This window comes from Fulvivirga ligni, from assembly GCF_021389935.1.
Taxonomy (GTDB): domain Bacteria; phylum Bacteroidota; class Bacteroidia; order Cytophagales; family Cyclobacteriaceae; genus Fulvivirga; species Fulvivirga ligni.
Window position 1 is genome coordinate 1,419,805 of the sequence record NZ_CP089979.1, and the last position, 22,318, is coordinate 1,442,122.

Annotated in this window: 19 protein-coding genes; 12 read left to right on the plus strand and 7 right to left on the minus strand. The window is 39.8% G+C overall.

Annotated features, from left to right (window positions below; all coding sequences use genetic code 11):
- The first annotated feature begins 107 nt into the window (after window positions 1–107).
- The 4 genes from LVD16_RS06355 to LVD16_RS06370 all read left to right on the plus strand — a co-directional run bounded on the left by LVD16_RS06355 (window position 108) and on the right by LVD16_RS06370 (window position 2,757).
- Complete coding sequence (locus LVD16_RS06355) at window positions 108–1,205, plus strand: DUF695 domain-containing protein (RefSeq protein WP_233773082.1); 1,098 nt, start codon at window positions 108–110, stop codon at window positions 1,203–1,205.
- Window positions 1,206–1,402: 197 nt separating this feature from the next.
- Window positions 1,403–1,825 carry an EthD family reductase gene (locus tag LVD16_RS06360; protein ID WP_233773083.1) on the plus strand — a complete coding sequence of 141 codons (423 nt, stop codon included), beginning with the start codon at window positions 1,403–1,405 and terminating at the stop codon, window positions 1,823–1,825.
- A gap of 214 nt (window positions 1,826–2,039) precedes the next feature.
- Window positions 2,040–2,243 (plus strand): hypothetical protein, encoded by a 204-nt coding sequence (locus LVD16_RS06365; protein ID WP_233773084.1) that lies wholly within the window; start codon window positions 2,040–2,042, stop codon window positions 2,241–2,243.
- A 13-nt stretch (window positions 2,244–2,256) separates the two neighbouring features.
- Window positions 2,257–2,757 (plus strand): FG-GAP repeat domain-containing protein, encoded by a 501-nt coding sequence (locus tag LVD16_RS06370; RefSeq protein WP_233773085.1) that lies wholly within the window; start codon window positions 2,257–2,259, stop codon window positions 2,755–2,757.
- A gap of 51 nt (window positions 2,758–2,808) precedes the next feature.
- On the opposite strand, the gene LVD16_RS06375 is transcribed toward LVD16_RS06370, so the two are convergent.
- The 4 genes from LVD16_RS06375 to LVD16_RS06390 form a co-directional block, all read right to left on the minus strand.
- Window positions 2,809–3,057 carry a CBU_0592 family membrane protein gene (locus LVD16_RS06375; RefSeq protein WP_233773086.1) on the minus strand — a complete coding sequence of 83 codons (249 nt, stop codon included), beginning with the start codon at window positions 3,055–3,057 and terminating at the stop codon, window positions 2,809–2,811.
- Between the two features lie 14 nt (window positions 3,058–3,071).
- A complete protein-coding gene (locus LVD16_RS06380) occupies window positions 3,072–4,352 on the minus strand; it encodes an alkaline phosphatase family protein (protein ID WP_233773087.1) in 1,281 nt (426 codons plus the stop codon).
- A gap of 69 nt (window positions 4,353–4,421) precedes the next feature.
- Window positions 4,422–5,834 carry a SusD/RagB family nutrient-binding outer membrane lipoprotein gene (locus LVD16_RS06385; RefSeq protein ID WP_233773088.1) on the minus strand — a complete coding sequence of 471 codons (1,413 nt, stop codon included), beginning with the start codon at window positions 5,832–5,834 and terminating at the stop codon, window positions 4,422–4,424.
- Between the two features lie 44 nt (window positions 5,835–5,878).
- Window positions 5,879–8,983, minus strand: a complete 3,105-nt coding sequence (locus LVD16_RS06390; protein WP_233773089.1) for a SusC/RagA family TonB-linked outer membrane protein — start codon at window positions 8,981–8,983, stop codon at window positions 5,879–5,881.
- A gap of 161 nt (window positions 8,984–9,144) precedes the next feature.
- Between LVD16_RS06390 and LVD16_RS06395 the strand changes: the two genes are divergently transcribed.
- Together LVD16_RS06395 and LVD16_RS06400 are read left to right on the plus strand one after the other, a co-directional pair.
- Complete coding sequence (locus tag LVD16_RS06395) at window positions 9,145–9,741, plus strand: TetR family transcriptional regulator (protein ID WP_233773090.1); 597 nt, start codon at window positions 9,145–9,147, stop codon at window positions 9,739–9,741.
- A 243-nt stretch (window positions 9,742–9,984) separates the two neighbouring features.
- A complete protein-coding gene (locus LVD16_RS06400; protein WP_233773091.1) occupies window positions 9,985–10,545 on the plus strand; it encodes a peroxidase-related enzyme in 561 nt (186 codons plus the stop codon).
- 46 nt (window positions 10,546–10,591) lie between these two features.
- Here LVD16_RS06400 and LVD16_RS06405 read toward each other — a convergent pair whose 3' ends face one another.
- The gene (locus LVD16_RS06405; protein WP_233773092.1) at window positions 10,592–11,221 is read right to left on the minus strand and encodes a hypothetical protein; all 630 of its coding nucleotides are present in this window, start codon (window positions 11,219–11,221) and stop codon (window positions 10,592–10,594) included.
- A 118-nt stretch (window positions 11,222–11,339) separates the two neighbouring features.
- Between LVD16_RS06405 and LVD16_RS06410 the strand changes: the two genes are divergently transcribed.
- Complete coding sequence (locus LVD16_RS06410; protein ID WP_233773093.1) at window positions 11,340–12,128, plus strand: RMD1 family protein; 789 nt, start codon at window positions 11,340–11,342, stop codon at window positions 12,126–12,128.
- Here the strand turns inward: LVD16_RS06410 and LVD16_RS06415 are convergent.
- The gene (locus tag LVD16_RS06415) at window positions 12,125–12,697 is read right to left on the minus strand and encodes an RNA polymerase sigma factor (protein WP_233773094.1); all 573 of its coding nucleotides are present in this window, start codon (window positions 12,695–12,697) and stop codon (window positions 12,125–12,127) included. The genes LVD16_RS06410 and LVD16_RS06415 overlap by 4 nt on opposite strands.
- A 143-nt stretch (window positions 12,698–12,840) precedes the next feature.
- On the opposite strand from LVD16_RS06415, the gene LVD16_RS06420 reads away from it, so the two are divergent.
- Genes LVD16_RS06420 through LVD16_RS06435 form a run of 4 tightly spaced genes read left to right on the plus strand, consistent with a single transcriptional unit; the run spans window position 12,841 to window position 16,960 of the window.
- The gene (locus LVD16_RS06420; protein WP_233773095.1) at window positions 12,841–13,560 is read left to right on the plus strand and encodes a peptidase-C39 like family protein; all 720 of its coding nucleotides are present in this window, start codon (window positions 12,841–12,843) and stop codon (window positions 13,558–13,560) included.
- A 3-nt stretch (window positions 13,561–13,563) separates the two neighbouring features.
- Window positions 13,564–15,012: a RimK family ATP-grasp domain-containing protein gene (locus tag LVD16_RS06425; RefSeq protein ID WP_233773096.1), complete on the plus strand. Its 1,449-nt coding sequence runs from the start codon at window positions 13,564–13,566 to the stop codon at window positions 15,010–15,012.
- The gene (locus tag LVD16_RS06430) at window positions 15,009–16,265 is read left to right on the plus strand and encodes a carboxylate-amine ligase (protein ID WP_233773097.1); all 1,257 of its coding nucleotides are present in this window, start codon (window positions 15,009–15,011) and stop codon (window positions 16,263–16,265) included. Before LVD16_RS06425 ends, LVD16_RS06430 begins: the two co-directional genes overlap by 4 nt.
- Window positions 16,244–16,960, plus strand: a complete 717-nt coding sequence (locus tag LVD16_RS06435; protein ID WP_233773098.1) for an N-formylglutamate amidohydrolase — start codon at window positions 16,244–16,246, stop codon at window positions 16,958–16,960. The genes LVD16_RS06430 and LVD16_RS06435 overlap by 22 nt, the downstream gene beginning before the upstream one ends.
- A 59-nt stretch (window positions 16,961–17,019) precedes the next feature.
- Here the strand turns inward: LVD16_RS06435 and LVD16_RS06440 are convergent, their stop codons facing one another.
- Window positions 17,020–21,000 (minus strand): glycosyl hydrolase family 18 protein, encoded by a 3,981-nt coding sequence (locus LVD16_RS06440; protein WP_233773099.1) that lies wholly within the window; start codon window positions 20,998–21,000, stop codon window positions 17,020–17,022.
- Between the two features lie 217 nt (window positions 21,001–21,217).
- On the opposite strand from LVD16_RS06440, the gene LVD16_RS06445 reads away from it, so the two are divergent.
- Complete coding sequence (locus tag LVD16_RS06445; RefSeq protein WP_233773100.1) at window positions 21,218–22,240, plus strand: threonine aldolase family protein; 1,023 nt, start codon at window positions 21,218–21,220, stop codon at window positions 22,238–22,240.
- Window positions 22,241–22,318 lie beyond the last annotated feature (78 nt).

Consider the following 22,318-nt stretch of genomic DNA (forward strand, 5'->3'; position numbering starts at 1 on the left):
ATCTTGCATTGTTTTATATTTGAAATTTATTCAAAATCTTTTAGTTTGTAGAACTAATATGCCCGTCATAAACAGGCGTTCAATACTGCAGATATTTGTCATATATAATGAAAATTTTCAAGAACCTATTCGCTAAGAAATTGCCTTCATCTTTCTCTTATGAGGAATTCTGGGAATGGTTTAAAACAGAGGACAAGAACTTCTTCAGAGTTGTGAAGTCTGGTAAAAACATTGAAAGTGGTTTTTTTCAAAAGCTGGATCCAATGCTGGATAAAGTGCATGCAGGGTTCTTTTATTTGACCGGAATGATTGATGAAAACATGGCAGAGTTGATCATTACCGCTGATGGTGATCTGAAGAATATGGCTTTTGTTGAAGACTTAATTACTGCTGCTCCTCCTATTGAAGGTTGGCGATTTACGGCTCACAAACCTGAGCTGGACATCAAAGATGTTAATATCCAAATGGATGGGGTAAAGTTTAATTCAGATACCCTGGCCTTTAAACCACATGTTGAAGAGAGCTATCCCGATGCTATTAAACTAGCTATTTATCATAAGGACTCTGTTAAAGCTGATAAGCAAGTCATTATCAATGGATCTTATATTTATCTGGATAATTGTTTGGGTGAAATAAGGTCAATTACGGCTATCGATTATGTGGAAGTTGAGGGCTGGCCTGACAATGAAGAGGGGCTGGTTCCAATAAATAAAATTAAGGATTATATCATCTGGCGTGAGAAGGAGTTTGTGGAAAAGTATGAGGGTGTAAAATATAATACAGAACATGATTCTTACGCTTCGTATGAAGCACAATTTGAGGATGGAACCCCACTGATCGCAACCATTAATACTGATCTTTTAGCTTGGGATGCCAAGGCTTCACATCCTTGGATTTGTATTTTCACCATAGTTTATGATGGTAAGGAAAATAATGGATTTCCTACTCAGGATGATTTTGAAGCTATGGATAAGATAGAACTTGAAATCACAGATGTCTTAAAAGATTATTTAGGTTATCTTAATGTAGGTAGGCAAACAGGGGGCGATAGAAGAGATATTTATTTTTCATGTAAAGACTTTCGTGAGCCTTCCAGGGTGATGGAGCGAATAGAGAAAAAATTTGGTGATCAGTTTAAGTTTGAGCTTGATATATTTAAAGACAAATACTGGTCCATTCATGAAAGATTTACCAATCCTATTTAATTCATATTTCGGGTGAGTTGGCAGAATGGAAAGGTCATCTTCTAGAGCAAGTGGCGGGGATGAAAGAAGCCTTGAAGAAGTTAGAGGATGAGAGGGTTGTTTCCTATAACCAGTCTTAACTATTTCTCGTAATAAGGTAAATACCTCAGAGATGGCTAGTGGCGATGGATTACTATTAACTTAAACCAACTACTACTATGTCTTCTAAAATTCAAATTCTTTCCTTTATTCTCACTTTATTATTATTCACAGCCTGCCAATCTGATAATGCTAAGGCTCCACATGCGCTAAAGCAGGGTATGAACAAGGTAACGATCCTTTATCCTAATGGAGAAGGAAAAACCTTCGATTTTGATTATTACAAAGCCAGTCATATGCCCATGGTTGCAGGTTTTTTAGGTGATAATTTGAAGTTTTATGAAATAGATAAAGGATTGGCCGGTAGGACACCTGGCGATGCTGTTCCATACCTGGCTGTAGGATATTTTTATATAAGCGATATCTCGGAATACAATAAAGCTATTGCCGCCAATAGAGATGCAATAGTTAATGATTTTAAGAATTACACTAATATTCAGCCAGTTATACAGATCGGGGAGATTCAGGAGTTGGTGGAGTAATGATGACAGAATTAAGGAATCTTCTGGAGAGAAGTATAATAGAAGATACTTCATTGGTGATTACATTTGATAGTCAAATTCAAGGGTTAACTCTCAGAATTATTGATTCCAGAGCAATGGTTTTTTACGGAATAGACTCGAAAGGTAAAGCTGGCTTTACTATTTACATGTCTATTCGTAATGGCTCGAAAAAAAGGAGAAGATAATTAATAGATTGAATTCAAATCATTTGCTTCATGATTTTAAGTTATATAAAGGCAGAAGAATAAATGAATATCTAAAAGATTTTAGTGATAATATCCAGCTCCTTGTGGAAGGCATTGAGGGTTTGTTTGGTATTTTTAATGAAACGTCTGAGCCTTACCAATGGACTGTATTCGGGATGGGTGGCGCCTTTAAAATTGAAGAAAGTTTATAATCGAAGTCGAGCAATGAAAATAATATTTTCTATAATATTATTCTTAACTATTTATCATTCGATCAAAGCACAAAACACGACCTATGAAACTATTCCCCTTCCAGAGGCTGAATATGCGGTATATTTATATGACTCGAATTTATTAACCGATAGGCTCACATATCAATATGCAAATAAATGGGATATTGATAATGATGGCACAATGGATTCAATCTCCTTCATAGGAAATGGAGGAGCACATGTTTATTTTCATCTTGAGGTTAAAACAAGTTCAGATAATATATGGACAAGATTTCCAACCTTCTATATTGATATGCCATATTTATTTAAAGAAATGACGGATATAACTCAATTTCTTGTGATGGATTTTGATAATGATGGTGTTGATGAAATTTATTTAGATATTGACAATCCGTTTGGTTCTATTCCTGAAATTTTGCAAAAAGAAGGAATAACTTCAAATCAGCTACTGATTGAATTTGAAGATGGCAAAATTAGGGTTAAGAATTTCTAAAAGGAATTATTTAATTACCCACAACCCAACTCAGCCATGCATTAAGAACACTCAACTTTTACCAACTTTCCGCTTCACCATGCCATAAAGTGCAATGCCACCCCAGGCTACGTTGATAAAAGTGGCTGCCCAGGCATAGTAATAAATAGTGTTGATCACCAATAATATGCAGCCTACAAAATTGAAAGTGTGGTAAATCATGTCATCACCCTGCCACTTACCTCTTACCAGATTGAAATACGCATAAAGAAAGAAAAATGCGCTCAGCCAGCCCAGTGCCTCGAAAAATATCTCTTCCATGAGCGCAAATTAAATTATTTTAGCACAATCCAGCGGTTTAATGTGTTGGACGGGGTTTCTAAAATTACCTTGGCAAATTTCGATGATTCAATTTTTTGCTTTTGCTCCGCGCTAAGCGATATTTTTGCCTTTCCAGTAGAGATTTCTACTTCGCCAATGGGTTGGTATTCATCTTTGCCGCCGGTTTTGTGATCATTTGAAAAAGCGATTTTTAATTGCCCATTTCCATCAGAATTTATCACGTGCCAGCTGAGGTTGAGTTGGCCATTGTCATATTCAGCTTTTAGTTGGTCAGCGCTAACGGCCCGGATAAATGAAGTGCCGTCTATTTCTTTTTTCGTTTCCGCAGGTAGTTCAATATTAAGAAAAGTCAATATAGACGGCGTAATGTCAATGATGGCCATATTGCCTTCTTGAAACCTGGTATTAACCTCTTTTTGGTTAGTCGCAAGCCAGGTGTGTCGCTCTCTATCAGACTGACCTCCATGGTGTTTGCCTGTCTCAGGGTCTCGGCCGTGGTCGGTTGTTACCACTATCATCCAGTCTTCGTTATAGTCCTTTTCCCTCTTTTTGATGGCCTCGTAAATGGCACCAACCTTTTTGTCTGCTTTAATGATCTCATTGTCAAATAATTCGCTATCACCCAAAGCATGCCCAATGTCGTCAGTATGTTCCAGATAAACCCAGGATAGATCGGGGGCTTCGCTGGCTATGTAACTTGCCGTTTCTGCACTCACCAGGCTGTCTATTTTGCCGATATAATTGTAGCGTGGATCATGGGGGAAACGAACAGTATCTTTTTCAAATCCATCAAAAGCATAATCAATTTTAAAATTGCCCGCGTCTTGCTGGCCTTCGCCCACTAAAATGGTTCTGTTATCTAGCCAGGAAGAAAAAATTGCCGTCTTGAGTTCTGGTTTTACTGTTTCAGCAATTCTGAAGATATTCCAGTAGTTATAGTTTGGCTCCTGGTTGTAGTTATTCCAAACATTATGCTTGTTAGCCCAGGTGCCGGTAAGTAAGTCTATGTAGCCTGGTGCTGAGATGGTTGGGGTTTCATTGTAAGTGCCTTTTTCACCACCTACGTGAATATCTGCGAAGCCACCATCTTTAGCTATGGCATCCAGATGGGGTGTGTTGACACGCTTGAGAACATCGGTGGGGATTCCATCTAAAATAATAAAAACAGCCTTTTTTGTTTTACTGTTAGTGGTCTCTTCTTGTTGTTGTGGCTTCTCTTTCGGCTGACAACCGAGGGCCAACAGTGATAAAGCGAATAGGTAAATTTTTCTCATGGTTTTTAAATAAAAAAAGCTGTCTCGTTACTCCATAGTGAGACGAGACAGCCAAGTTGAAAAAATATATTATTTATCCCACCAAACTGGTGAATTAATATTGTCACCACCCATTCTTTGAGAGGCCTCTGTATAATTGGAGCCGTTTACAGATTGCTCAAGTGACGGGTACATGATTCTAACAGGTACTTTGTCATTATTAATATTGCCAGAGCCAGCTTGTATAAATGAAGGCATTCCTGTTCTTCTCCAGTCAGACCAGGCCTCACCCAGAGTATGGTAAAGCGCCAGCCATTTTTGAGTGTAGAATTGCTCCTGATCGTTGGCGTCATAAGACACTGTGTTTGTTAAGAAATCAGCTGGCATGGCTAGGCCCCATTGTGTGAAAGAGGCTTCAACGGCTTTATTGTAATAGTCTTCCGCTGAGCCTGAAATCAAGTTTTTCTCAGCAGCTTCGGCCAGTATAAAGTTTACTTCACTGTAGGTAAGGAATATGGCCTTTATTTTTGCAGGGTTATTCAGATAAGAAGAATCGCGAGATGAAAAATCCGCTGGTCTTCCTATATCTCCCAAAGTCTGACCTGGATCCACACCTTTATACTCAAATGATCCGTTGTCATTCATTTTCAGGTCCACCCATTCTACTAGTCTTGGATCGTTATTTTCCTTCAATGCATCTACCAGGTGAGATGTAGGCATAGCAATGAAGTAGCCATATGGTCTGCTTCGGCCAATAGAGTATGGAGATAAGTCAGGCATGGAGCCGGAATAGCTGTAAATGGCATCGTCACCAGTGCTTTCAAAAACAGGGTAGGTAGCGGCATTCGTTACTATTTCGTTCATTTCAGATGAAACATCCTGCACATTTGATAAACGTAATAACAGTCTCAGCCTTAATGAGTTGGCTAGCTTTTTCCATTTATTCATGTTTCCACCATAAAGAATATCTCCATTGATGCTCTCACCAGTAACAATCAAGGCATTTGCTTTTTCGAGCTTATCTAAAATGCCATTATAAATGGTTTTTTGAGTATCGTATTTCGGAGTAATGTTTCCTGTTTCAGCCATATTAGCTTCTGTGTATGGCACATCACCGTAAGCGTCTGTGATCAAACTAAAAGAATAAGCCTCTAAGATTAAAGCTGCAGCTTGGTAGTTAGGCATGTCATTTTCAATGGCATAATCCTCTATCTCTTTCAGATCCTGCAAGTAATCATAAATACCCCAGAAGCTACCGTTACTGTTCCATCTGTAAATGTCCAGATCATTGTACTCATAGTTTGCGGCATATTGAGATATGATGTCTCCAAAACCATAGCTGTTGTTTACTGAAAAGTCAGCCAGATTAAATATTACTGTGGGTAACAGATAGTCTGGAGTAGCTTCTATTGGTTCATTGTTATTCGTGTTTATCTCTTCAAAGTCATTAGTGCAACTAAAAGCGGCACAGGCAATGACAGCGGCTATTATTATCTTTTTCATGATTATAAATTTTATTCTTAGGTTCAATTAGGCTGTGTTAAACCTTAGAAATTGATGTTGACTTTAAAACCGTATGATCTGGTAGAAGGTAGTTGTGTTACTTCCATTCCTGGAATCAGGGTGCCTCCGTTAAGAGCCTGTGCTTCAGGGTCTATGTTAGGTACATCTGTCCATAAGGCAAGGTTGCTTCCTATTAATGAGATGGTAGCTCCCTGCAAGCCTACTTTGTTCACCAAGGATTGAGGTAAAGTGTAGCCCAGGCTTAGTTCTCTTAACTTAATATAAGAGGCATCAAAGCTATTTGCTTCCGCATTATTCCTTGGGTAAATACTGCCATAGTAATAGGTTTCAGCGGTAACTCTGGTGGTATTCGGGCTAAAGCTACCATCTTCATTTTGTACTACACCTTCACCAATAATTCCGTCTTCACGGCCAGGAAGAGATGATTTTAAAATACCGCTTTCTGTGCCAATGGCATGCGTGTAAGAGTAAATAATACCTCCCTGACGGATGTCAAGTAAAGCGTTTAGGCTCAGTTGCTTAAATCTTATTCCAGAAGAAAGTCCCAGCATAAAGTCAGGATTATAGTTACCTACTTTCTTTCTTGGTCCGCTAAGAGGCAGGCCATTATTATCATATACAATTTGGCCATCAGGTGCATGCACATAGGTGTTACCATAAATGTCACCCATTCTTTCTCCTGGTCTGGCTTCTACTGTAACGCCATCAGGTCCTTGAGCGATGATATAAGACTCCAGGTTGTTGTATAATGAAACTACTTCGCCGCGGTTTCTGGTATAATTGGCCTGAATGCTCCACTCGAAGTTGTCAGTCTTTATGGGTAAAGCGCCAAGCACAACTTCTACACCATGATTTTTGATTTCACCGGCATTAGCAAACAATTGGTTGTAGCCAGAAGCCCCTGAAACGGCAAAGGAGATGATCTGGTCGGTACTTACAGTCTTGTAAAGACTCACTTCTGTAGTGATCCTTTTGTTAAAGAAATATGCCTCCAAACCTACTTCGTATGAATCTGTAGTCTCCGGTTTCAAGTTCATGTTAGGCAGTGCGTTAGGAGTAGTTAGTGTATTAGGCAAGGTGCCAAAAGGGTAGGTCTTGATCAGCTGATAAGGATCTGTGTCTTTACCCACTCGGGCCACATTCATTCTTAACTTTAGATAATCTAAAGGATCCCAAATGTCATACATTTCTGTAGGCACTATGCTCAGAGCTGCTGCCGGATAGAAGTAAGAGTTGTTATCTTCAGGCAATGTGCTGCTCCAGTCATTTCTGGCGGTTACGTCCAGGTAAATGAAATCTTTATAGCCAATGTTGGCAAATGCATACAAGCTATTTACTCTCTTCTCACCTTCATAGCGATATAAGTCAGGCATCACATTAATGTTACCCAGGGTGTAAATACCGGCTACGCTTAATCCATTTCCCTGGATAGTGCTTTCCTTTGTACTCTGTCTAAGCTGGTTTCCTCCTACTGATACTTTGGTGGTAAATTCACCAAAACGGGTGTCATAAGTCAATAAGAAATCTGCGTTACTCTCTTGAAAATCAATAGTTTGCTCACGGTACATGCCTTCCGTAAAATAAACCGTTCCCTTAGGTCTTCTAGACCATCTGAAGTCAGACGAATTATCTAGGCCGTAACGAACCATTAATGATAATTCTGGTGTGATGTTAAATGCTGAGCTTACATTACCAAATAATCTGTCTTTGTCAAAGGCATTGATGTTTTCATGTGCAATGAGGAATGGGTTATCGGCCCATGTAAAGATATTGCGTTGTACTTTATCTTCTTCCAGCCAGTAGTTTCTCAGCCAGTCAAGATCTACGTTAGTGTAGTTCCATAACAAAGCATACATCAGCCCCTGGCCACCATAGCCAGATACAGGTAAGTTGTCGCTTTTGCTTTTAACATAAGTACCATTCATGTTAATAGTCCAGCTTTTGGCAGGTTTGTATGATGTACTGATGTTGATATTATCTCTTTTGAGATCGGAGTTTGGAACAATACCTGTGTTAGAAGATTTACCATATGACATTCTGATGTTACCCTTGTCGTTACTACCTGCAATGGATATGTTGGTATTACTAGCCACACCTGTTTCAAAAAAGTCATTCAGATCATATCTATGGATAAATGGTTCTGCTTCTCCACTGTCGAAACCCGGGCTTCCGTCTTGAAGAATCAGTAGCTCATCATCTAATTTTGGTCCGAAGTTGGTGCCATAGTCAGGTGCATAGCTTAAGCCCCAGCCACCGCCATATTGCTTCTGTATGTCTGGTAGAACCAATGGATTACTGAAGGTTAAAGAAGTAGATACGTTTACCCCTAAGCCTTTCTTTCCTTTTCCTGATTTAGTGGTTATTACAATAACACCATTGGCAGCTCTTGAACCATAGAGCGCAGTAGCTGCTGCTCCTTTTAAAACACTCATGGACTCTATGTCTTCAGGGTTAATTTCCGCTGCGCCGTTACCGTAGTCTGTTGGCATGTTTGCCTGGTCTGTGGTGCCACCACCTACTCCATAAATGTTGTTATTTATAGGTGTGCCATCCACAATAAATAAAGGTGAATTTTTATTGATGTTGAGAGAGTTTTCTCCTCTTATGATTACTCTGGCAGAGCTAGCAAGACCATTGTTGGATCCTGTAACTTGTACACCTGCCAGCTTACCAGAAAGGGCATTTACCATATTTCCAGTTCTCACCTGGCTGAGTTCCTCGCCAGATACCTGCTGTACAGAATAGCCCAATGCCTTTTTATCTCTTTCAATACCCAGTGCAGTAACTACCACCTCAGAAAGTTGAGCTACATCTTCTTGTAAAGTAATAGAGAAGCTGGCTTTACTTCCCACAGGTATCATCTGAGTCTTATATCCTATAAATGATATGCTTAATGAGTCTGATTCATTGGCTCTTAATCTGAATTTCCCCTCTAAATCAGTGATAGATCCGGTGGTGGAATTCACAACCATAACAGAAGCTCCGATTATAGGCTCTCCTGTGGTACTTTGCACTACTCCCTCAATCTGAGATTGGGCTAAAGAAGGCGTAATAAATAGCGCATTGACCATTAAGATCAATGCTGCATTTAGCAGCCATCTTTGGAATTTAGGTAGATTTCTTTTCATGGAATATACGTTTGTGATTGAGCCTCAAATGTATATTTCACAGTTTACCTGAATCGTGGCCATGCATTAAGTATTAATTAATTTAACCAGTGTTTAATTAATTAATTGTTAATTCAAAAAATTGAATGATTGTACAATAAAAATTTTACTAACTTTCCGCCATGGCGAAACAGTCAATTGCAGAGATTAGAAAGAAGGAGATTCTAAGCACATTTTATGAGGTGGCCAAGGTGGAAGGACTAGAGAATACTTCCTTTGCCAAGATTGCCCAAAAGCTGGAAATACAACCCAGCCTAATTGTGCATTACTTTAAAAATAGAGATGAATTAATTCTTGCTCTCATCCAGTATAACCTGGATCAATACAAGCAGATATTCTCTATTGCTCATGCAGATGACCTTTCGCATCAGGAGCATTTAAATAAAGTGCTGGATAAGCTCTTTTCTTTAGATTGGAATGAGCTATATGACGATGGCGTTTATTATAGCTGTTATACATTGATATTTCGTCATCCTGAAATAAAAGGCAAGTTTAAAGACCTTCATCTCGAGCTTAGGTCCGGTTTGAAGACCATATTAGAGCAGTGTACAAAAGCAGGCTTTCTGGCCATTGAAGATCCGGCCACAGTGGCGCATCAAGTATATAATTTATTAGATGGCACGTATTATTTTGTAAGCATGCTGGATGTAAAAGCCGACCAGGAGAAATATCTTCAACAAAGTAAAACACTGGCTAAAAAACTGATCGGTCTGCATTAAAATATAATTCCTTTGGTTTGAAAAAGAGGCTGTTTCACTCATGTGAGCAGCCTCATTCATTTGTATTTATTCTTATTTCACTATAAAAGTGGGTTTTAAGCAGTCTTTAACATTATTTAACCCTAATAAAGAGGCTTATTCTTTACCATACACTACATTTCAACGTTTAATAGTTAAGCTCAAGGTGTTTTTAAAATGACAATGCTTATGGGCTTAATATGTGGAATTTAAATGCAATAGATTATGAATATCCAGGCAATATCTCCAGCGGAAGCTACTGATGAGTTAAGGGAAGTGTATAATACGCTGGAAAGAAACAGGGGTAAAGTAGCTAACCTGTATGAGGCACAAAGCCTTAACCCTGAAACTATGATGAGGAACATTGATTTTAACATCGAATTAATGTTTGGTGGGTCTCCTTTGAAAAGGTACCAGAAAGAAATGCTGGCCGTAATAGTTTCAGTTTATACGGATTGTGATTATTCTTTGGCGCATCATTCAGAAGCGTTAGCGCATTACTGGAAGGAAGAGGGGCGAATCCAATCTTTGGTAAATGATTATAAAACCGCTGAAATAGGCAGAGCTAACAGGGCTTTATGTAGTTATGCAGAAGCACTCACCTTGAATGCCAATAAATCTGTAATAGATCAGATCGTTAACCGAATGAAAGAACTGAAAATTGAAGACCGTGAAATTCTGGATGCGGCAATGATTATCAGTTATATAAACTTTCAGGTGAGGTTGGTGAAAGGCCTGAGCGTAGAGCTGGAAGCTGACGGAGGCGTAGGGTATTGGTACGACTAAAAATATAAAACTATCCGATGGCCAGGCCACCGGATAGTTAATACTATTATAACATAGTCTTTTTGGTAATCAGCTTGCCAGAGGCATCAAAAGTAAGTTGAATTGCATGAGCAGTCATATCTTCTTCTTGCTCTTCTACATCATCACTTTCTTCAGATTCATCTTCTGTGTATAGATAATCTGGCTGAAGCGTTACTATATAAAGGCTTTCTTTTTTAGCTGTAGTTCTTTTCTCAGCAGCTACTATGCTGGTTTCAATAAAATCATCAGAAATTTTCTCAGAGATTGCTTCTGGAAGATCGCTTTCTTCAATGAGCTGAGAGGTGTATAACCATGCACCTTTAGCATCATAAGCTACCATGTGCTCAGCTTCTTCCATATAAAAGGAAGCTACAAATTCTTTGTTTTCGGTTTCTTCCCAGCTTACTTGCTCAGCATTTTTAAATTTAGTCTTAAAATCTTTCTGAGCGTTAGCAGGAACTTTAGGTGATTGAGCGCTTGCCCAAATTGTGCCTAGCACAAATATGAGGGTAAGTAGATGTTTCATGTTCTTCTTTTTCTTTTTGTGGTTTACTTCAGAGTCTTTCTTTTCCTCGCATATTACTGCGTGGTCGTTTGTCTGTATTTCATCATTGCCATTTTCTATAGACGAATACATTTGTTTTACTCTTTTCATGAGCCTGAATTTCACGTATGACGCAGGGGCCATATTGAAGTCACCTAACATTTAAAAAATTATTTTTAGTGACTATTCTTCATAATGGCGTCTAATCGAAATAATATAATTTATTCCTATGTCAGATTTTGAAGAGTATAAGCTGAAAGCCTATCATATCAAGAATAATATCAACATTAATGATTGCAGGCAGAGGCTGGTAGATATGGAAATCAGCGGTAGTAAGAGTGAGGTTTTCTATCAATACGATGAAAAGAAATACGTCTATATGTTTAATTATGGCGTAATGGTTTTTTATAATTTTCGTGCCGAAGAAATTAATCAGGAACTGGAACGTCTTTTCCCGGAAGTGGACAAAAATGATTTGTTAAAAGATGATTTTGCCCTCCTTTTAAATCCGGATAATGACATGACCATCCGTTTTAACCATCTTTCGCTATCCTCTATCAATGAAGGGGCTATAAAAATAGTGATGCTTAACCTGGCTCAAAGTCTGGCGCTCTTATATTATGATCAGGTATCTCAAGATCTTTTAAGTCAGATTAAAGTTTTTGCTAATACTATGGAAGAAGAGGGAAAGCTGGAAATTAGAACTAAGAATATTCAAAAGTTTATAGGTAAAGCGCTTAACACGCAAAACAAGATTGCTGAGAACCTTTACATTCTGGATTCTCCTCCCGTAACGTGGGAGAATGAGTATCTGGATGGTGTGAACAAGGTTCTGTCCCGTCACTTTGATAGTGGTCCCAGATACAGAGCGATTGAAAATACCTTTAAAATAGTGGAGGCTAACCTGCAGGCTTTTATGGATCTATCCCATCATAAAGAAAGTAGCAAGCTAGAGTGGATCATTATCATCCTTATCCTGGTGGAGATATTAGATACGTTCATCACTAAAATGATCTAATCGTCCTGCTTTTGGCGCTGCTTTAAGTATAGTTTGTTAATCTTTTCTTTGGCTCTTTTTAGGCGCATTTTTACGGCACTTTCTGAAAGACCCAAAGTAAGCTGAATATCCTTAATATGATGTTTCTCCTTGTATTTCATAAGTAGTAGGAGCTTTTCCTCGGGGGAGATTTCTTCTAAAAGTTCATTAAGAATTTTTACAGAAATCTCTTCCGGCACCTCATCTACACCATCTACAAGGTCAGATATTTCATCGGCCATTTTTTCAGTAATTACTTGGGCCACACTCTTCTTATTTTTTCGGAGCTGGTCTATGCAGGTATTATGAATGATAGAGAAGAGCCAGGTAGAGAATTTGGCCTGACCTTTAAAATCATGCACTTTAAGGAATAGCTTAATTAGTATTTCCTGACAAAGATCTTCGGCCTGGTCGTCGTCCTGCACATAACTTTTACATTTTTTTAAAATATAGTTTTCGTGCCTTTCCACTAAAAGTGTAAAGTATTGCCCGCCAGCGCCCTGCTGCAGATATAGTATTATCTCTTCGTCAGAAAGTTTTTTATTAATCATATTATTCCTTGTGACTTTTTATTACCGCTGCGTCATATGATGAACATATAAATACCCATCTGTAATCACTGTCATTAGTGCGCTAAATATAGAGTTTTCAGAAGAGTTTATCTGTAGATATTATTAATGATTTTGTGTAGAAAATGTTGTTGAAACTAAAAGAGAAAATATTAGATCTGGACATTAAAGCGCAGCCTGATGATGTTACGTGTGGACCTACTTGTCTTCATGGAGTGTATCAGTTTTACAATGATGAAATACCCTTAAAGCAGGTAATTCAGGAGGTGAAGCAGCTGTCATCAGGTGGCACTTTAGCGGTAGTGTTGGCTAACCATGCCTTGCGCAGAGGTTATAAAGCCACTATTTATACTTATAACCTGAGCACCTTTGATATCTCTTGGTTTAAGGACCAGGTAGATCTAAAAGAAAAACTAAGGGCACAGCTGAAAGTGAAGTCTGGTGATTTGCGATTGCAGGTAGCTACGGAGGAGTACCTTCAGTTTTTAGAAAGTGGTGGGCAGATTAGGTTTGAAGAACTTACACCTACACTCATTAAATCATTTTTAACTAAAGGAATGCCTATTCTCACAGGTCTAAGTGCTACTTATCTGTATGAAAGCCCTAGAGAAACTGGTGATATTGTAATCAGGTATGATGATGTGCTCGGTGAACCCACGGGCCATTTTGTGATCATAAACGGTTTTAATCAAGAGGATAGAGTGGCCTTTATAGCTGATCCTCTGGAAGCTAACCCTATAAGTGGGAAGCAATATTATAAAGTAAGTCTACAAAAATTAATTAACTCAATACTGCTTGGCGTAATGACATATGATGCCAACCTTTTAATTATTTATCCTAAGTAAACCATGTCTAAACTAATTATAACAGAAGCACCTGAAAAATGGAACCTTAAGTTCAATGGAGTAGATCTAATATCTCCTTCTGAGTACTTCAGCCAGCCAAAATATCAGGAGTCTAAAAAATTTAAAATTATCAACCTTTGCAGGTCTCACCAATACCAGAGCTTAGGATATTATGTTTCGCTACTTGCTGAAGCCCGTGGGCATAAAGTAATACCTGAAATAGCCACGCTTCAGGATTTTAGATTTCCTTCGCTCATAAAAGATGATGCGGAAGAGTTTGATGTGCTTATTCAAAACAGCTTAAAAAAGGTAGAGGATAATAAAACTACCATAAACATCTTCTTTGGTCAGGTAGAAAATCCTGCCTACGCAAATTTGGGTGTTTTACTTTTTAACCTTTTTCAAATACCTATAATTCAGGCCGTTTTTGTGAAAAAGGAGAAAAAATGGCAGTTGCAGAGCTTAAAACCTCTCCACTTAAAAGAGCTGGGTAAGGAAGATTATTTGAAATTGGAAGAGGCGCTGAGCTTCTATTTCACAGGTAAAAAGATAGTGAGAAAAAAATATAGCCGTAAAAAGTACGACCTCGCTATTTTAATGAGCCCGGAAGATGCTACTCCTCCGTCAAATGCCAAGGCACTACAAAAGTTTATAGCCGCCGCCGATAAGCTAGGCTTTAATACAGAGTGCATTACTAAAAACGATTTTGGTAAGCTAGTGCAGTTTGATGCTCTTTTTATCAGGGAGACTACTAACGTAAACCACTACACTTACCGTTTTGCCAAAAAGGCTGAAGCAGAAGGATTGGTGGTTATGGATGACTCTAACAGTATTCTGAAATGCACTAACAAAGTGTATTTGCATGAGCTTTTGGTGGCCAACAAAATAGCTGTTCCTAAGTCTCATATTGTGAGAAAGGATGATCATCATGTGCCGGCAGATTTTAACTATCCGCTGGTAATAAAGCAGCCTGATGGGTCTTTTTCAAAAGGGGTGAAGAAGGTGGTAGATGAAAAGCAGCTTAAAGAGACATTAAAAAGCCTTTTTCAAAAGTCAGAATTGTTGATCATTCAGGAGTTTGTACCTACATCATATGACTGGCGCGTGGGTGTAGTAAATGGCAAAGCCTTGTACGTATGTAAATACTATATGGCCCAGAACCACTGGCAGATTGTAGACTGGAAGAAGAACGGTGAGCATAGAGAAGGTAAAAGTGAAACCCTGGCAGTAGAAGATGTTCCAAAGGCGCTGATAGATACTGCTCTTAAAGCTACTGCTCTTATTGGTAACGGACTTTACGGTGTAGATGTAAAGGAAATAGACGGTAAATTCTACGTGATTGAAATCAATGATAACCCCAATATTGATGCTGGGGTGGAAGATAAAATAATTAAAAATGGCCTTTACACTACTATAATGGAAACGTTCGTAGAAAGGCTCCAAAAACGATGAGTAACAGATTACACTTGTTCCAGGCCTATGGTATAGAGCTGGAATATATGATAGTAGATAAAAAATCATTAGCCGTAAGGCCATTAACTGACTTATTATTTAAGAAAGTTACTGGAGAATATACCGGAGATGTAGATCGTGGCATGGTGAGCTGGTGTAATGAGCTGGTGCTTCATGTGGTGGAGCTAAAGTGTACTAAGCCAGAAGCCCATATGTCGGAGCTGGCAGATCAGTTTCATAAAAACGTGGAAGAGTTAAACGAACTATTAGATTCGTTTGGAGCTATGCTATTGCCTACTGCTGCTCACCCGCTAATGAACCCTGAGAAGAGTACCTTTTTATGGCCTCATGATAATAATGATATTTATGCGGCTTATAACAGGATATTTAACTGTCACGGGCATGGCTGGTCTAACCTGCAAAGTACTCACTTGAACTTGCCGTTTTATGATGATGAAGAATTTGCCAGACTACATGCCGCAGTGCGACTTATCTTGCCAATTCTTCCTGCTTTGGCAGCTAGCTCGCCAATTTTGGGTGGTAAAGAAACAGGCTTTTTAGACAAGCGATTAGACTATTATCAAAAAAACCAGAAGGTTATTCCTTCCATTACAGGTAAGGTGATACCAGAGCGCGCTTTCAGTAAAAGGCAGTACCATAAAATGATCTATGATAGAATAGCTCATGATATAGCTCCGCATGACCCTGAGAATATTTTACAGCCTGTATGGCTAAACTCAAGAGGAGCAATAGCCCGTTTTGATCGTGGATCTATTGAGATACGACTATTAGATATTCAGGAATGCCCTCAGGCTGACTTGGCTATAGTTAACCTTATAGTATTGCTGCTGAAGCTTTTAGTAGAAGAGAAAATTTGCTCACACCACGAGCAGCAGCAGTGGGAGGCGCAGCCATTGAATGATATTTTCCAGGCTACAATTCGTAAGGCAGAGAGTGCTGTGATTGATAATGCCGATTATTTGAAGGTGTTTGGTATTGAAGATAAATCTATTACTGCGAAGAAGCTATGGGCTCATTTGATTAAAGAAGCTCAGAATTATTACCCTGAAGAAGTAGAAGCATGGATGCCTCAGCTCAAGGTAATTATGGAGCAGGGTACACTGGCCACCAGGATTTTGAATTCTGTAAGTGGTGAGTATTCTGAAGATAATATAAAGCTGATATACAGGGAGTTATCAGATTGCTTAAAATATAACGAAATGTTTCAGGTATGGGTAAAAGAACAATTGTAATCTCTTGCGAGCATGCTGGAAATTATATTCCAAAGGACTATAGATTTCTTTTTAATGGTAGGGAAGAAGTGCTTCAAAGTCATAGAGGCTGGGACCCAGGTGCTTTGCTTATAGCAAAATATCTTTCCAGGCAACTTGGTGCGCCATTCTTCTTTCAAAAGATATCCAGGCTACTGTTGGAGACTAATCGATCACTCCATAGCAAGGAGTTATTTTCTATGTATGTGCAGACTTTAGGTATTAACGTGAGAAAGTACTTGCTGGAGAAATATTATCATCCATACCGAAATATGGTGGAGGAAAAGATTGCCAAAGAAATAGAAGCAGGGCATGAGGTGCTACATCTGTCTGTTCATACCTTCACGCCAGAGTTAAACGGCGTGGTGCGTACAGTGGATGTAGGCATTTTGTTTGATGAAAATCAATTGCCTGAGTCTGAGTTCTCAAAAGCCTTTAGAGATAAGCTAGAAAGCAGATTGCCTGATTATAACATCATGCTTAACATTCCATACAATGGCGCTGATGATGGTTTTACTACCTATCTCCGTACTAAATTTTCACCCAGCGATTATCTGGGTATAGAGTTGGAGGTGAATCAAAAGTATGTAAATACCCCAGACTTGCGGATTATTAAGGAAGGTATGGTGTGGAGCTTAAAGCAGGAAAGCCCATTATCAATCAACATTTTGATATAAAAAAAGAGGCTGCCGGATCGCATGGCAGCCTCTATAACTGATCAACCTATTTTGACAGTTTAATCTTTTAGAATTTTAATGGACTGAGTTTTCTCACCCATAGAAATTCTTATGATGTAAAGTCCGGCAGGTATTTTCTCTGTAGAGAACTCTACCGTATGCTTTCCTTCACTCACTTTTTCAATAGTCATAAAGTCAGCCACTTCACCAATTTGGTTATAGATAACCAAAGATGCTGAGCCTGCCTCAGGGGTGCTGAATTCGATAATACCTGTGTCATGTACCGGGTTTGGATATGCTTTCAATCCAAATTGAGCAACTTCAGAATCACTACTATTCAGATTTATGCGGGCCGCACTGGAGCATGGGCCTAGATCTTGCCATGCATCAGGCCATGCCCAATCATCAGCTCCACCCGGAGTATATGGCCCACCTATGCTACACCAGCCACCTACTTTACACTGATAGGTATTGCCGTTGTTCTGTACTATGTCTCCAGTTTGGTAAGTAGAGCCGTTTACATATTGAGGTGCATTACAGTTTCCTCCGCCACCGTTGCTTTCTACAGTAATATTAGTACTGCCAGATGTCGCTGAATAACTACCGGAAATGGCTTTAGCACTTATGGTGTAGCTGCCAGCGGCTACTCCAGACCACGTAATGCTATATGGTGCTGAACTATCCTCACCTAGCTTGCTGCCACCATTATAAAACTCAACTTTTGTAATCGAGCCACTGCTGATAGATGCACTAGCAGATATCGTGATATTATCTCCGGCAGTAAATGTTTGTCCTGCTCCAGGAGCGGTAAGACTTACATTAATTGTAGGATCTTCATTGCCTCCGCCGTTGCCGCCTCCGCAATCACCAATCACTTTCCAAACTTGCCACTCAGATGAGTTAGATGCTGGGTTCTCGTTTTGAGTCCACCATCTGGCTTCGTATTCTACGCCATTGTATGAAACATGAGCGCCTCCGGTATATGCGGTAGAAGCATTCCATGCAGGTACATCACATGATCCTGGTGTTGATACAGTAATGGAAACCTGAGCCGTGCTCGTTAGATTATCATTGTCAGTGGCGGTAGCAGTGATCACATATGTTCCCTCAGCGGCAGCTGTCCAGCTGGCCGAGTAAGTAGAACCTGATCCTGATGCGGTTATATTTTGTCCCCCCACATTAAACACTACGCTGGTGATATTGCCATCGCTATCACTGGCTGATGCAGTAAGAGAAATAGTGCTTCCTGTATCAAAAGAGGCATTGTTTGAAGGACTCGTTATGCTCACCGAGGGTGCATCAGGATTGTTGTTACAATCGCCTAACTCTTCATCTATGGCAGATAATAAAGAGGTTTGGTCCTGTGTATCCTGAGAGATTTCCCAGATCATGATTCCAGAAGCTCTGTCTAAAGCAAGTTGAGTTTTAGATTTTATGGTCGGAATACCGTTGTAATAAGTGCCCTCAAATACATCCTGATTTGGATTGGCACCTGCTGCGATCAGTACATTATAGGCTCTCCATGTAGGTCTTCCATAAAAAGGAACTCCTAAAACTGCTTTTGATGCAGGCAAACCTCTGCCTAACCAATAATCAAGAGCAGTTACGGCATAGCTATAAGGCGAATGTGAAGCTCCGTCACCTCCGTCATAAGCCATTATGTTTAGGAAGTCTATGTCATCAAAAACTCCGCTAAGAATACCATCAGCATTCCAGCCACTAGCCACTACTGCCGCGGTAAGTATCTTGCCATTGCTATGAAGGGCAGCGCCAAGTTCTTGCATCATTAACTCATAATTTTGCGGCTCGTTGCCTTCTCTTGGGTATTCCCAATCCATGTCTACCCCATCCAGATTGTACTGGCTTACGAAGCTCATTAAGCTGTTTACAAAATTTGTTCTGGTAGATGCGTTTGAAGCTAAAGCGCCAAAGTTGCTGTCGTTACCATCGTTCCATCCGCCTACAGCAATAAGCACCTTTGTGCCGACATTGTGCGCTGATGTTACTATTTGCTGAAGTTTTTGTGGGTTCTCTATCCCTTGTAAGCTACCATCTGCATTAGGCAATATGAATGAGTAATTGATGTGCGTTAGCTTTTCATATTGAATGCTTGCCGCTGTACCTGACCAACTTGGCATATAGCCTACTACTCTGAAGTTGGCATTAGGGCAATCTTCACCACCGCCGCCATTATCATCAGCTTCTACAGTTATTGACACGCTAGATGAAGTTGAAGTAGCGTTGTCATTGTCAGTAGCTCTTGCAGTCAAGGTATAACTGCCCGCCGCCGGGCTACTCCAGTTATAAGAGAAAGGAGATGAACTATCCTGACCTATTTTTGATCCGTTAGCGTAAAACTCAACCAATGTTACAGTGCCATCACTATCCGAAGCGTTTGCAGTAATGCTCACACTTTGTCCTGCAGTATAAGTCGCATTATTTTGAGGTGTAGAGATAGAAACTGATGGAGCATTGTTTCCAGGATTGGTTATTCCATCGGCAAACACCTCATTTACAGTGTTTATTAATGGAGAGCTCACATTTGACCATCTCTTTAGCTTGGTGCCGAAGTTTGTAGCTGAACCTGAGAATTCAAGATCGCCAAATACGGTCCATATAATGGTTCCTGCTAAATTATTGTTTTTGATGAATTCAGATTTTATAGCAATAGACTCTTCGTCATCATAGCTCAAGAAATACTTTCCATTAGTCATATAAGGAACCTTAGCCTGATTATCCCAATGTCTGGTCCAGCCACTACCACTTCCTGTTTTTTGCTTAATAAAGAAGTAGTTAGGTGTTCCATCATAAACATCAAGAGGCCAATTAGTATAATCAGAAGCTGTGCTGATCGGGCCATCAGGCTGAACGGTAACACTGCTTTTTACCGTAGGTGCGTTCAGATCCGCATTTCCTGTAGTCACTACTCCTCTGCCATAAAATGGAATACCAAAGTTGATCTTATTGGAAGGAACACCCATAGCCATCATGGCATTATAAGTAGACTGCCAGTTGAAATCAGGGGCCTCGGCGCCATCATATGGATAAACAGGAGCATTGTGTCCTGCAATGTCAGACCAGCCACCATTAAAGTCATAGGTCATCATGTTGAAATAATCCATAGTAGCTGCCAGCTGAGGCCAGTTAAAGCCTTGTAGCTTCGCAGGATCTGCGGCCATAGCAGCTGTGATAAGCTTGTCAGGTCCTATAGCAGCTCTTATTTCCTGAACTAAAGTCAGAAAGTTGCCATAATCAGCCTCACTGCCAGTGAAGTTCATTCCTGAAAATGGTCCTGGATATTCCCAGTCAAGATCAATACCATCAAATCCAGTGTTAATTAAGTTAACACAGTCTTGAATAAATCGAGCTCTTTTAGCTGGATCAGCAGCCATTTCTGGAAAGTGCTTACACATACTCCAGCCGCCAATTGAGGCTACTACTTTCACGCCGTTTGCATGAGCCATATCTAAAAGCCCTGCCGCTCCACCTTCTTTATGAAGTGGTAGAGGTAAGCTTCCACTCAGTCCCCAGTTAGTATTGGTCCATGTGGTGCCTCCAACTTCTACCTGAAAGCCTTGAGCCTCAGCTCTTTGCTTTACATCTTCATTTACCCATTGTATCGGATCGATCTCACCGAAAAGGATGTGCAAATCCCAACTGCTGTAAATGTCAGTGTAAAAAATATCTCCAGGCTGCTGTACCGAGCCATTCTGATAGATGTTCTTGTTTCTCAGGTCTCCGCTGTGAAGAGATCCGTCCTGAGCTACACCAAAGAATGAATAATTGAGAATAGTGTACTTTGAGTAGTCAATATTCATGTGGGTTAATGCGCCTTGAGCAGGTAATCCTGCATTCGCGGCTTTCCAGGCGTCCCAGTTAGTGATGTAACCGATTACCTGCTTGTTGTGATCAGATGTGTTGGCACTTCCTCCGGTGTTCACCTGTGCAGGTGAAAGATGAGGAATAACCATCCACATAAGAAAAGAGAGCATACTAAAAGCCAACTTAGATGCTTTTTCTTTCTGTAAAAAATTAAACATTAAATTAGGGTTTGATTGAACATAAAGGCCAGCTCATTATGCATGGGCAGAGCCTGTACAACCAAAAGGTAATCATTTGAAATATCTGGCTAAAATTATTTAGCTAAACGACATCATTTCAAAGCTAAATGGATGAATCTGATAGATGATGCCTTCTGTACAATTGATCTTTTTTATTAAAATCCTGTGATTTACATTTGGCCAAAATAACAAACACATGCAAGTAGACCTAAGAAGCGACACCGTTACCAAGCCCACAGCTGCCATGAAGGAAGCCATGATCAATGCAGAGGTAGGAGATGATGTGTACGGAGAAGACCCCACTGTAAATGAACTTGAAAAGTATGCGGCTAACTACTTAGGTATGGAGGCTGCCATTTTCTGTCCTTCAGGCACTATGACCAACCAGATCGGGATTAATGTGCTCTCTCAGCCATATGAAGAAGTGATTTGTTATGAGGGCTCGCACATCTACAAATATGAAGGTGGAGGCGTAGCAGGTACCAGCGGATTGTCTATGAAATTACTAAAGGGAGATCGAGGTAGGCTTTCGCTCAATGATATCAAGGAGGCAATTAATCCAGATGATATTCATGCGCCAATAACGTCAATTGTTTCTTTGGAAAACACAGTAAATAAAGGTGGAGGTAGCTATTATTCACTGTCAGAAATAAAAGCAATAGGCCAGTTGTGTCGGGAGCATGGTTTAAAATTCCACCTGGATGGTGCTCGTTTATTTAATGCCTTGGTAGAGACAGGTGACGATCCCAAGGAATATGGCAAGCATTTCGATACCATATCCATCTGCCTGAGTAAGGGTTTGGGAGCTCCTGTTGGTTCTTTGTTGGTTGGTAAAGCAGATCACATTAAAAAAGCGAGAAGAGTAAGAAAGTTTATGGGTGGCGGTATGAGGCAAGCCGGCTTTATTGCCGCAGCAGGTTTGTATGCTTTGCAAAATAATATCGACCGATTAAAAGAAGATCACAAAAAGGCCCGTATTCTTGGGCAAACTTTGGCGTCACTTTCTTATGTAGAAGAGGTACTTCCGGTAGATACGAACATAGTAATATTTAAGCTGGCAGAGGGAATCTCTACAGCTCAATATTTAGACGCACTAAAGCAGCACCAGATTCTTGCCGGGCCTTTCGGACCCAGAGAAATTAGGTTTGTTACACACCTGGATTATAATGATCAGATGCTTGAATACACAGTAGAGGCTATTAAGAAAATTTCCTTTTAAACGGTTCTTTTTTTATGAACCACATAGTAAATAATAGCTGCAAGGAAGTTAGCTATTAAGGCTAGTACCGTCCAAAGT

Coding starts and splice junctions, on each gene's coding strand:
- LVD16_RS06355 (WP_233773082.1), top strand. CDS start 108: ATGAAAATTTTCAAGAACCTATTCGCTAAGAAATTGCCTTCATCTTTC.
- LVD16_RS06360 (WP_233773083.1), top strand. CDS start 1,403: ATGTCTTCTAAAATTCAAATTCTTTCCTTTATTCTCACTTTATTATTA.
- LVD16_RS06370 (WP_233773085.1), top strand. CDS start 2,257: ATGAAAATAATATTTTCTATAATATTATTCTTAACTATTTATCATTCG.
- LVD16_RS06375 (WP_233773086.1), bottom strand. CDS start 3,057: ATGGAAGAGATATTTTTCGAGGCACTGGGCTGGCTGAGCGCATTTTTC.
- LVD16_RS06380 (WP_233773087.1), bottom strand. CDS start 4,352: ATGAGAAAAATTTACCTATTCGCTTTATCACTGTTGGCCCTCGGTTGT.
- LVD16_RS06385 (WP_233773088.1), bottom strand. CDS start 5,834: ATGAAAAAGATAATAATAGCCGCTGTCATTGCCTGTGCCGCTTTTAGT.
- LVD16_RS06390 (WP_233773089.1), bottom strand. CDS start 8,983: ATGAAAAGAAATCTACCTAAATTCCAAAGATGGCTGCTAAATGCAGCA.
- LVD16_RS06395 (WP_233773090.1), top strand. CDS start 9,145: ATGGCGAAACAGTCAATTGCAGAGATTAGAAAGAAGGAGATTCTAAGC.
- LVD16_RS06400 (WP_233773091.1), top strand. CDS start 9,985: ATGAATATCCAGGCAATATCTCCAGCGGAAGCTACTGATGAGTTAAGG.
- LVD16_RS06405 (WP_233773092.1), bottom strand. CDS start 11,221: ATGAAAAGAGTAAAACAAATGTATTCGTCTATAGAAAATGGCAATGAT.
- LVD16_RS06410 (WP_233773093.1), top strand. CDS start 11,340: ATGTCAGATTTTGAAGAGTATAAGCTGAAAGCCTATCATATCAAGAAT.
- LVD16_RS06415 (WP_233773094.1), bottom strand. CDS start 12,697: ATGATTAATAAAAAACTTTCTGACGAAGAGATAATACTATATCTGCAG.
- LVD16_RS06420 (WP_233773095.1), top strand. CDS start 12,841: ATGTTGTTGAAACTAAAAGAGAAAATATTAGATCTGGACATTAAAGCG.
- LVD16_RS06425 (WP_233773096.1), top strand. CDS start 13,564: ATGTCTAAACTAATTATAACAGAAGCACCTGAAAAATGGAACCTTAAG.
- LVD16_RS06430 (WP_233773097.1), top strand. CDS start 15,009: ATGAGTAACAGATTACACTTGTTCCAGGCCTATGGTATAGAGCTGGAA.
- LVD16_RS06435 (WP_233773098.1), top strand. CDS start 16,244: ATGGGTAAAAGAACAATTGTAATCTCTTGCGAGCATGCTGGAAATTAT.
- LVD16_RS06440 (WP_233773099.1), bottom strand. CDS start 21,000: ATGTTTAATTTTTTACAGAAAGAAAAAGCATCTAAGTTGGCTTTTAGT.
- LVD16_RS06445 (WP_233773100.1), top strand. CDS start 21,218: ATGCAAGTAGACCTAAGAAGCGACACCGTTACCAAGCCCACAGCTGCC.